Origin of the sequence: Leclercia sp. W6 (assembly GCF_003336345.1) — a bacterium.
Lineage (GTDB): Bacteria > Pseudomonadota > Gammaproteobacteria > Enterobacterales > Enterobacteriaceae > Enterobacter.
In genome coordinates this window covers 2292924-2304163 of sequence record NZ_CP031104.1, presented here as the reverse complement: position 1 = coordinate 2304163, position 11240 = coordinate 2292924, and the positions used below count along the sequence as shown (strand labels likewise).

General features: G+C 54.7%; 9 protein-coding genes. All 9 read left to right on the top strand.

Features of this window, described 5'->3' with window-relative positions:
• Nucleotides 1-11: 11 nt before the first annotated feature.
• Nucleotides 12-728 (top strand): succinate dehydrogenase iron-sulfur subunit SdhB, encoded by a 717-nt coding sequence (sdhB, locus tag DVA43_RS11320; RefSeq protein WP_103178719.1) that lies wholly within the window; start codon nt 12-14, stop codon nt 726-728.
• A gap of 238 nt (nt 729-966) precedes the next feature.
• Nucleotides 967-3774, top strand: a complete 2808-nt coding sequence (gene sucA / locus DVA43_RS11315; RefSeq protein ID WP_114315600.1) for a 2-oxoglutarate dehydrogenase E1 component — start codon at nt 967-969, stop codon at nt 3772-3774.
• Nucleotides 3775-3788: 14 nt separating this feature from the next.
• Complete coding sequence (gene odhB / locus DVA43_RS11310) at nt 3789-5015, top strand: 2-oxoglutarate dehydrogenase complex dihydrolipoyllysine-residue succinyltransferase (RefSeq protein ID WP_103178721.1); 1227 nt, start codon at nt 3789-3791, stop codon at nt 5013-5015.
• A gap of 87 nt (nt 5016-5102) precedes the next feature.
• Nucleotides 5103-6269: an ADP-forming succinate--CoA ligase subunit beta gene (sucC, locus tag DVA43_RS11305; RefSeq protein ID WP_032617084.1), complete on the top strand. Its 1167-nt coding sequence runs from the start codon at nt 5103-5105 to the stop codon at nt 6267-6269.
• On the top strand, nt 6269-7138 hold the full coding sequence (gene sucD / locus DVA43_RS11300; protein ID WP_032617085.1) for a succinate--CoA ligase subunit alpha: 870 nt from the start codon (nt 6269-6271) through the stop codon (nt 7136-7138). Before sucC ends, sucD begins: the two co-directional genes overlap by 1 nt.
• A gap of 811 nt (nt 7139-7949) precedes the next feature.
• The gene (gene cydA / locus DVA43_RS11295) at nt 7950-9551 is read left to right on the top strand and encodes a cytochrome ubiquinol oxidase subunit I (protein WP_103823557.1); all 1602 of its coding nucleotides are present in this window, start codon (nt 7950-7952) and stop codon (nt 9549-9551) included.
• A gap of 15 nt (nt 9552-9566) precedes the next feature.
• The gene (cydB, locus tag DVA43_RS11290) at nt 9567-10706 is read left to right on the top strand and encodes a cytochrome d ubiquinol oxidase subunit II (protein WP_114315599.1); all 1140 of its coding nucleotides are present in this window, start codon (nt 9567-9569) and stop codon (nt 10704-10706) included.
• 14 nt (nt 10707-10720) lie between these two features.
• Complete coding sequence (gene cydX / locus DVA43_RS11285) at nt 10721-10834, top strand: cytochrome bd-I oxidase subunit CydX (RefSeq protein WP_006177208.1); 114 nt, start codon at nt 10721-10723, stop codon at nt 10832-10834.
• Nucleotides 10834-11118 (top strand): cyd operon protein YbgE, encoded by a 285-nt coding sequence (ybgE, locus tag DVA43_RS11280; protein ID WP_103178726.1) that lies wholly within the window; start codon nt 10834-10836, stop codon nt 11116-11118. Before cydX ends, ybgE begins: the two co-directional genes overlap by 1 nt.
• The last annotated feature ends 122 nt before the right edge of the window (nt 11119-11240 follow it).

The following is an 11240-nucleotide window of genomic DNA, read 5'->3' as shown; positions in this document are numbered from 1 at the left end:
GAGACAGGACAATGAAACTCGAATTTTCAGTTTATCGTTATAACCCTGATGTTGATGACGCTCCGCGTATGCAGGATTACACCCTGGAAGCGGAAGAAGGCCGTGACATGATGCTGCTGGACGCCTTAATGCAGCTGAAAGAAAAGGATCCGACACTGTCGTTTCGTCGTTCCTGCCGTGAAGGGGTGTGTGGCTCCGACGGTCTGAATATGAATGGCAAAAACGGTCTGGCCTGTATCACGCCTATCTCGGCGCTTAACCGTCCGGGACAGAAGATTGTCATCCGCCCTCTGCCAGGACTGCCGGTCGTGCGCGATTTGGTGGTGGACATGGGGCAATTCTATGCACAATATGAGAAGATTAAGCCTTACTTATTGAATAATGGGCAAAATCCACCCGCTCGCGAGCATTTACAGTCGCCAGAGCAGCGTGAAAAACTCGATGGCCTGTATGAGTGTATCCTCTGTGCATGTTGTTCGACCTCTTGCCCGTCGTTCTGGTGGAACCCGGACAAGTTTATCGGCCCGGCTGGCCTGTTGGCAGCGTACCGCTTCCTGATTGACAGCCGCGATACCGAAACCGACAACCGCCTGGAAGGGCTGAGTGATGCTTTCAGCGTATTCCGCTGCCACAGCATCATGAACTGCGTCAGTGTATGTCCTAAGGGGCTGAACCCGACGCGTGCTATCGGCCACATTAAGTCGATGTTGTTGCAGCGCAGTGCGTAAGTAACAACGCCGGATGGCGCTGCGCTTATCCGGCCTACGATTTTGTAGGCCCGGTCAGCGTAGCGCCACCGGGCAATTTGCAGAAACCTTTAAAAACTGCCCTGAAGTCTAGACAGTTTCTAAAGGTTCCTTCGCGGGCCAAAGTAAAAGAGCTCGCAGGTGAACCCCGGCACGTACACGTGGTGTGCGTGGTAGTTTCTACGGCGAAAGTAAGCATAAAAATGCTTAAGGGATCACGATGCAGAACGGCGCAATGAAAGCCTGGCTGGACTCTTCATTCCTCTCTGGTGCAAACCAAAGCTGGATTGAACAGCTCTATGAAGACTTCTTAACCGACCCTGACTCAGTGGACGCTAACTGGCGTTCCATGTTCCAGGAGTTACCTGGAACGGGTGTCAAACCGGATCAATTTCATTCCAAAACACGTGATTATTTCCGTCGTCTGGCGAAGGATGCCTCACGTTACTCTTCCGCTATCTCCGACCCTGACACCAATGCGAAGCAGGTTAAAGTCCTGCAGCTGATTAACGCCTACCGCTTCCGCGGCCACCAGCACGCAAATCTGGATCCGCTGGGACTGTGGAAGCAGGAGCGCGTGGCTGATTTAGATCCGGCATATCACGATCTGACCGAAGCGGATTTCCAGGAAACCTTCAACGTTGGCTCTTTCGCTATCGGCAAAGACACGATGAAGCTGGGCGATCTGCTGGAAGCACTGAAGCAGACCTACTGCGGCTCCATCGGTGCAGAGTATATGCACATCACCTCTACCGAAGAGAAACGCTGGATCCAGCAGCGTATCGAATCCGTTGCCGGTAAATCCACCTTCAATGCCGACGAGAAAAAGCGTTTCCTGAACGAACTGACCGCAGCCGAAGGGCTGGAGCGTTATCTCGGTGCGAAATTCCCGGGCGCAAAACGCTTCTCGCTGGAAGGCGGCGATGCGCTGGTGCCGATGCTAAAAGAGCTGATCCGCCACGCGGGCAACAGCGGTACCCGCGAAGTGGTGCTGGGCATGGCGCACCGTGGTCGTCTGAACGTGCTGATCAACGTGCTGGGTAAAAAGCCGCAGGATCTGTTCGACGAATTCGCGGGCAAACATAAAGAACACCTCGGTACCGGTGACGTGAAGTACCACATGGGCTTCTCATCGGATATCGAAACCCAGGGCGGCCTGGTTCACATGGCGCTGGCGTTTAACCCGTCGCACCTTGAGATCGTAAGCCCGGTGGTTATCGGCTCCGTACGCGCCCGTCTGGATCGTCTGGACGAGCCAAGCAGCAACAAAGTTCTGCCAATCACCATCCACGGCGATGCGGCAGTCACCGGGCAGGGCGTGGTTCAGGAGACCCTGAACATGTCGAAAGCGCGGGGTTACGAAGTGGGCGGTACCGTTCGCATCGTCATCAACAACCAGGTGGGCTTCACCACCTCTAACCCGCTGGATGCGCGTTCCACCCCATACTGCACCGACATCGGTAAGATGGTTCAGGCGCCAATTTTCCACGTGAACGCCGATGACCCGGAAGCGGTCGCGTTCGTGACCCGTCTGGCGCTGGATTTCCGTAACACCTTTAAGCGCGATGTGTTCATCGACCTGTTCTGCTATCGCCGTCATGGCCATAACGAAGCGGACGAGCCGAGTGCAACCCAGCCGCTGATGTACCAGAAAATCAAAAAACATCCGACCCCGCGTAAAATCTATGCTGACAAGCTGGAAGCGGAGAAGGTTGTCACCCTGGAAGATGCCACCGAGATGGTCAACCTTTACCGCGACGCGCTGGATGCCGGCGAATGCGTGGTGAAAGAGTTGCGTCCGATGAACATGCACTCCTTTACCTGGTCGCCATACCTCAACCACGAGTGGGATGAGAGCTACCCGAACAAGGTAGAGATGAAGCGTCTGCAGGAGCTGGCAAAACGTATCAGCACCGTACCTGAAGCGATCGAGATGCAGTCCCGCGTGCAGAAGATCTACGCTGACCGTCAGGCGATGGCCTCAGGCGAGAAGCTCTTTGACTGGGGCGGAGCAGAGAACCTGGCGTACGCCACTCTGGTTGATGAAGGTATTCCGGTCCGTCTGTCCGGTGAAGATGCGGGCCGCGGCACCTTCTTCCACCGTCATGCGGTGATCCATAGCCAGACCAACGGTTCAACCTACACCCCGCTGCAGCACGTGCACAACGGCCAGGGCCAATTTAAGGTCTGGGACTCCGTGCTCTCTGAAGAAGCAGTGCTGGCATTCGAATACGGTTACGCCACCGCAGAACCGCGTACCCTGACCATCTGGGAAGCGCAGTTCGGCGACTTCGCCAACGGTGCGCAGGTGGTTATCGACCAGTTCATCTCTTCCGGTGAGCAGAAGTGGGGCCGTATGTGTGGCCTGGTGATGCTGCTGCCGCACGGCTACGAAGGGCAGGGCCCGGAGCACTCCTCCGCACGTCTGGAGCGTTATCTGCAGCTCTGCGCCGAGCAGAACATGCAGGTTTGCGTACCGTCTACCCCGGCACAGGTTTATCACATGCTGCGTCGTCAGGCGCTGCGCGGGATGCGCCGTCCGCTGGTGGTGATGTCGCCGAAATCGCTGCTGCGTCACCCGCTGGCGGTCTCCAGCCTGGAAGAGCTGGCAAACGGCACCTTCCTGCCGGCCATCGGTGAAATTGACGAACTGGATCCGCAGGGCGTTAAGCGTGTCGTGATGTGTTCTGGTAAGGTTTATTACGACCTGCTGGAACAGCGCCGTAAGAACGATCAGAAAGATGTCGCCATCGTGCGTATCGAACAGCTTTATCCGTTCCCGCATCAGGCGATGCAGGAAGTGCTGAAACAGTACGCTCACGTACATGATTTTGTCTGGTGCCAGGAAGAGCCGCTCAACCAGGGCGCATGGTACTGCAGCCAGCATCATTTCCGTGAAGTGATTCCATTTGGGTCTGCTCTGCGTTATGCAGGTCGCCCGGCCTCCGCCTCTCCGGCGGTAGGGTATATGTCCGTTCACCAGAAGCAGCAACAAGATCTGGTCAATGACGCGCTGAACGTCGATTAATTAAAGGATACATAATGAGTAGCGTAGATATTCTTGTTCCCGACCTGCCTGAGTCCGTAGCAGATGCAACCGTCGCCACCTGGCACAAAAAACCAGGCGACGCGGTAACCCGCGACGAAGTGCTGGTAGAAATCGAAACTGACAAAGTGGTACTGGAAGTACCGGCTTCAGCGGATGGCATTCTGGATGCAGTCCTGGAAGATGAAGGTACGACGGTAACCTCTCGCCAGATCCTTGGTCGCCTGCGTGAAGGCAACAGCGCGGGCAAAGAGTCCAGCGCTAAGTCTGAAGAGAAAGCCTCTACGCCGGCCCAGCGCCAGCAGGCTTCTCTGGAAGAGCAGAGCAACGACGCGCTGAGCCCGGCGATCCGTCGCCTGCTGGCTGAGCACAGCCTCGACCCGGCGGCCATTAAAGGCACCGGCGTTGGCGGCCGCCTGACCCGCGAAGATATCGACAAACACCTGGCGAAAGCGCCGTCTGAAGCGAAAGCAGAAGCCAAAGCGCCTGAAGCTGCACCAGCAGCACAGCCTGCTCTGGGCGCACGCAGCGAAAAACGCGTACCGATGACCCGCCTGCGTAAGCGCGTGGCCGAGCGTCTGCTGGAAGCGAAAAACTCCACCGCGATGCTGACCACCTTCAACGAAGTGAACATGAAGCCAATCATGGACCTGCGTAAGCAGTACGGTGACGCCTTTGAAAAACGTCACGGTATCCGTCTGGGCTTTATGTCCTTCTACGTGAAAGCGGTTGTTGAAGCGCTGAAACGCTACCCGGAAGTGAACGCATCTATCGATGGCGATGATGTGGTTTATCACAACTACTTCGACGTGAGCATGGCCGTTTCTACCCCGCGCGGCCTGGTGACCCCGGTTCTGCGTGATGTGGATACCCTGGGCATGGCTGACATCGAGAAGAAAATTAAAGAGCTGGCAGTGAAAGGCCGTGACGGCAAGCTGACCGTAGACGACCTGACTGGCGGTAACTTCACCATTACCAACGGCGGCGTATTCGGTTCGCTGATGTCTACCCCGATCATCAACCCACCGCAGAGCGCGATCCTTGGCATGCACGCCATTAAAGACCGCCCGATGGCGGTAGACGGTAAAGTGGAGATCCTGCCAATGATGTATCTGGCGCTCTCCTACGATCACCGTCTGATCGATGGCCGCGAGTCCGTGGGCTTCCTGGTGGCGATTAAAGAGCTGCTGGAAGATCCGACCCGTCTGCTGCTGGACGTCTAGTTTTTCGCGGTACTGCCCGGCGGCACCTGGTCTGCCGGGCCTACAAAAGCATGACCTAACGATTACCCTGAAGGATGGATAGAACACATGAACTTACATGAATATCAGGCAAAACAGCTGTTTGCCCGGTATGGCTTACCGGCTCCGGTGGGTTATGCCTGCAATACCCCTCGTGAAGCAGAAGAAGCCGCCTCTAAAATCGGTGCGGGTCCATGGGTAGTGAAATGTCAGGTTCACGCTGGCGGCCGCGGTAAAGCGGGCGGTGTGAAAGTCGTTAACAGTAAAGAAGAGATCCGCGCTTTTGCGGAGCACTGGCTCGGCAAACGTCTGGTGACCTACCAGACAGACGCAGGCGGCCAGCCGGTTAACCAGATCCTGGTTGAAGCGGCAACCGATATTGCTAAAGAACTCTACCTCGGCGCCGTCGTAGACCGTAGCTCCCGTCGCGTGGTGTTCATGGCCTCTACCGAAGGCGGCGTGGAAATCGAAAAAGTGGCGGAAGAGACGCCGCATCTGATCCACAAAGTCGCTATCGATCCGCTGGCAGGCCCAATGCCTTACCAGGGTCGCGAGCTGGCATTCAAACTGGGTCTGGAAGGTAAACTGGTGCAGCAATTCACCAAGATCTTCATGGGCCTGGCAACCATCTTCCTGGAGCGCGATCTGGCGCTGATCGAAATCAACCCGCTGGTGATCACTAAGCAGGGCGATCTGATCTGCCTCGATGGCAAACTGGGCGCTGACGGCAATGCGCTGTTCCGCCAGGCTGACCTGCGCGAAATGCGCGACCAGTCTCAGGAAGATCCACGTGAAGCGCAGGCTGCACAGTGGGAACTGAACTACGTGGCACTCGATGGCAACATCGGCTGCATGGTTAACGGTGCGGGCCTGGCAATGGGCACCATGGACATCGTTAAGCTGCACGGCGGCGAGCCGGCAAACTTCCTGGATGTGGGCGGCGGCGCAACCAAAGAGCGCGTGACCGAAGCATTCAAAATTATTCTCTCCGATGACAACGTGAAAGCCGTTCTGGTTAACATCTTCGGCGGTATCGTACGTTGCGACCTGATCGCTGACGGTATCATCGGCGCGGTAGAAGAAGTGGGCGTGAACGTCCCGGTTGTCGTTCGTCTGGAAGGTAACAACGCTGAACTCGGCGCGAAAAAACTGGCTGACAGCGGCCTGAATATTATTGCAGCGAAAAGTCTGACGGATGCAGCTCAGCAGGTTGTTGCCGCAGTGGAGGGGAAATAATGTCCGTTTTAATCAATAAAGATACCAAGGTTATCTGCCAGGGCTTCACCGGTAGCCAGGGTTCATTCCACTCTGAGCAGGCGATTGCCTACGGTACGCAGATGGTTGGCGGCGTAACGCCAGGTAAAGGCGGCACCACCCATCTGGGCCTGCCGGTGTTCAACACTGTCCGTGAAGCGGTAGAAGCGACTGGCGCAACTGCCACCGTAATCTACGTTCCGGCGCCGTTCTGCAAAGACTCCATTCTGGAAGCGATCGACGCAGGCATCAAACTGATTATCACCATCACCGAAGGTATCCCAACCCTGGATATGCTGACCGTGAAGGTGAAACTGGACGAAGCGGGCGTACGCATGATCGGGCCAAACTGCCCGGGCGTGATCACCCCAGGCGAATGCAAAATCGGCATCATGCCGGGTCACATTCACAAGCCAGGTAAAGTGGGCATCGTTTCCCGCTCTGGTACCCTGACCTATGAAGCGGTTAAGCAGACCACCGACTACGGTTTCGGCCAGTCCACTTGCGTGGGCATCGGCGGTGACCCGATCCCGGGCTCTAACTTCATCGACATCCTGAAGCTGTTCCAGGAAGACCCGCAGACTGAAGCGATTGTGATGATCGGTGAAATCGGCGGTAGCGCGGAAGAAGAAGCGGCTGCTTACATCAAAGATCACGTGACCAAGCCAGTTGTTGGCTACATCGCGGGTGTGACCGCGCCGAAAGGCAAGCGTATGGGCCACGCAGGCGCCATCATCGCGGGCGGCAAAGGCACTGCGGATGAGAAATTCGCCGCGCTGGAAGCCGCAGGCGTGAAAACCGTGCGCAGCCTGGCTGACATCGGTGAAGCACTGAAATCCATCATTAAGTAAATCCTCTCTGCTCCCCGTGCGGGGAGCTTTGACATAATAAATGTCCGTTTCGACATGGTTGGCCATCGCAAGATGGCCTTTTTTTTGCGCGACAGTGTTTCCGCGTGGATAGAGAGGCGGGCAGGGCGGATGAAAGTTAAGCGAACGGGCGTGAAAATATTTTGCGGTCGTCGAATTGAAACAAATTAGCAACACACGGGTGTTAAATTATAGATTATTAAAAGTAAAATATTTGTGATAATAATTTTTGATAAAACCTATACGGAAAATTACTGTGAACCATCTGACATTAGCAGCACAGGGTTATTAAAAAATTGCTTCGCTGCCTGCGTTAATTTAAATCACCTTTATTTATAATCCCCGTTTTATTTGATAACCATCAAGCGAATATTAAAACATATCATTAACATCATTTTCATTGCATTTACCACGCGGAAACACCCTTAACACGTTCAGGCATTATTGATTTATATCAATATTTAATGCCTGGAAAAGAGCGTCAAAAGGCGCTAAATTGTTCCCGATCAAATTGGTCGGAAAGTGGTAATTTTGCTAAATATTGATCGCTGTCGTAAATCGTAAAAGACTTCCATTAAAAACCTGTTTATTGTAAGGGTTTTGCAGCGTAATATATTTGCGGGATCAATTTCAGTTTTTATTAACGCATCTGTAACCTTTCATCATCGCTTTTTTCCTCCTGCGAGGATTAAGTAACGAAGAAAGGGTGCTGATAATTTTTGGGGCATGTGTGTGGATCCTTCTCTAACGGGATTCACTCTCGGAGTCTTCATGCGATGAGCAAGGAGTCATAATGTTAGACGTAGTCGAACTGTCGCGCTTACAGTTTGCCTTGACCGCGATGTACCACTTCCTGTTTGTGCCGCTGACGCTCGGTATGGCGTTCCTGTTGGCCATCATGGAAACGGTTTACGTCCTCTCCGGCAAACAGATTTATAAAGATATGACCAAGTTCTGGGGCAAGTTGTTTGGTATCAACTTTGCGCTGGGCGTGGCAACCGGCCTGACCATGGAGTTCCAGTTCGGGACTAACTGGTCTTATTATTCCCACTATGTCGGGGATATCTTCGGGGCGCCGCTGGCCATTGAAGGCCTGATGGCTTTCTTCCTCGAATCCACCTTTGTAGGTCTGTTCTTCTTTGGTTGGGATCGTCTGGGTAAAGTCCAGCATATGTGCGTAACCTGGTTGGTGGCCCTGGGCTCTAACCTGTCCGCACTGTGGATCCTGGTCGCCAACGGCTGGATGCAGAACCCTATCGCCTCTGATTTCAACTTCGAAACCATGCGTATGGAGATGGTCAGCTTCTCCGAGCTGGTGCTGAACCCGGTCGCACAGGTGAAATTCGTTCACACTGTGGCCTCCGGCTATGTCTGCGGCGCGATGTTCGTGCTGGGCATCAGCGCCTACTACATGCTGCGTGGTCGTGACTTCGCCTTTGCTAAGCGCTCTTTCGCCATCGCGGCGAGCTTCGGTATGGCGGCTATCCTCTCCGTTATCGTGCTGGGTGATGAATCCGGTTACGAAATGGGCGACGTGCAGAAAACCAAACTGGCAGCGATCGAAGCAGAGTGGGAAACCCAGCCTGCCCCGGCCGCCTTTACCCTGTTTGGTATCCCCGATCAGGATGCGCAGGAAAACCACTTTGCTATTCAGATCCCTTATGCGTTGGGCATCATTGCCACTCGCTCTGTGGATACGCCGGTTATCGGTCTGAAAGATCTGATGGTGCAGCATGAAGAGCGTATCCGTAACGGGATGAAAGCCTATACGCTTCTGGAAGAACTGCGTTCCGGGACCAGCGATCAGTCTGTTCGCGACCAGTTTAACGACGTGAAAAAAGACCTTGGCTATGGCCTGCTGCTGAAACGCTATACCCCGAACGTCTCTGACGCGACGGAAGAGCAGATCCAGATGGCGACCAAAGACTCGATTCCGCGCGTGGCGCCGCTCTACTTCGCCTTCCGTATCATGGTGGGTTGTGGTGTGCTGATGCTGCTGATTATCGCCGCCTCCTTCTGGTCGGTCATTCGTAACCGTATCGGTGAGAAGAAATGGCTGCTGCGCACCGCGTTGTATGCGATTCCGCTGCCGTGGATTGCCATTGAATCGGGCTGGTTTGTTGCGGAGTATGGCCGTCAGCCGTGGGCTATCGGTGAGGTGCTGCCAACTGCGGTGGCGAACTCCTCTCTGACCGCAGGCGATCTGATTTTCTCCATGTTGCTGATTTGCGGCCTCTACACCCTGTTCCTGGTGGCTGAACTGTTCCTGATGTTCAAGTTTGCGCGCCTTGGCCCAAGCAGCCTGAAAACCGGTCGCTACCATTATGAGCAGTCCACCGTTGCTTCTCAGCCTCAATACGAGCAGTCCACCGTGACTACTCAGCCGGCACGGTAAGACAGGAGTCGTCAAATGATCGATTATGAAGTATTGCGTTTTATCTGGTGGCTGCTGGTCGGGATCTTACTGATTGGTTTTGCGGTCACTGACGGTTTCGACATGGGGGTGGGCATGCTCACCCGCTTCCTCGGTCGTAATGATACCGAGCGTCGAATTATGATTAACTCCATCGCCCCGCATTGGGACGGTAACCAGGTGTGGCTCATCACCGCAGGCGGCGCACTGTTTGCTGCCTGGCCGATGGTCTACGCGGCTGCGTTCTCCGGCTTCTATGTGGCGATGATTCTGGTGCTGGCATCCTTGTTCTTCCGTCCGGTCGGTTTTGATTACCGCTCGAAGATCGAAGACACCCGCTGGCGTAACCTGTGGGACTGGGGCATCTTTATCGGTAGCTTCGTGCCGCCGTTGGTGATCGGCGTGGCGTTCGGCAACCTGTTGCAGGGCGTGCCGTTCCACCTCGATGAATATATGCGCCTCTACTACACCGGTAACTTCTTCCAGCTGCTGAATCCGTTTGGTCTGCTGGCAGGGGTCGTCAGCGTGGCGATGATCATTACTCAGGGGGCAACCTACCTGCAGATGCGTACCGTGGGCGAGCTGCACCTGCGCTCTCGCGCCGTCTCGCAGATGGCGGCTCTGGTGACGCTGGTTGGCTTTGCGCTGGCAGGTTTGTGGGTGATGTTTGGTATCGACGGTTATGTTGTGACTACGGCGATTGACCATAGCGCACCGTCGAACCCGCTGACCAAAGAGGTGGCTCGCGAGGCTGGCGCCTGGCTGGTGAACTTCAATAACACACCGATCCTGTGGGCGATTCCGGCTCTGGGCGTCGCGCTGCCGGTGCTGACGATCCTGACCTCCCGCGCGGAGAAAGGGGCACTGGCGTTTGTCTTCTCATCACTGACGCTGGCGTGCATCATCCTGACAGCCGGTATCGCGATGTTCCCGTTCGTGATGCCATCCAGCACGATGATGAATTCAAGCCTGACGATGTGGGATGCAACCTCCAGCCAGATGACCCTTAATCTGATGACGTTTGTGGCTGCCGTGTTCGTACCGATTATTCTGGCTTACACCGCTTGGTGTTACTGGAAAATGTTCGGTCGTATCACGAAAGAACATATCGAAAGCAACACTCACTCTCTGTATTAAGGAAGGAGCTGAATATGTGGTATTTCGCATGGATTTTAGGAACGCTTCTGGCCTGTGCATTTGGTGTGATTACCGCCCTTGCGCTTGAGCACGTTGAAGCGTCCAAAGCCGGTGAAGAAAAACACTGATGATCACGTATCTCTACGCGATTATGGACAAGCGCCCGTTAAGGGCGCTTTCCTTAGTGATGGCCTTACTGCTGGCGGGCTGCATTTTCTGGGACCCGTCGCGCTTCGCGGCGAAGACCAGCGAGCTCGAGATCTGGCACGGTTTTCTTATTATGTGGGCGGTATGTGCAGGCGTAATCCATGGGGTGGGATTTCGTCCGAAAGCTGTACACTGGCAGGGCATTTTTTGCCCACTGATTGCTGATGTGATCCTGCTGTTGGGCCTGTTTTTCTTTTTCAACTGAATAAGAACTATCCGTTAATATTATGGGCTTACCCGGGCCCATAAAAATTTACTCTCTGTTTACTTTCCCCCATTCCAAACCACCATTCCCGCGCGTATAGTAGCGAAGTTTAAAAGCTCTAA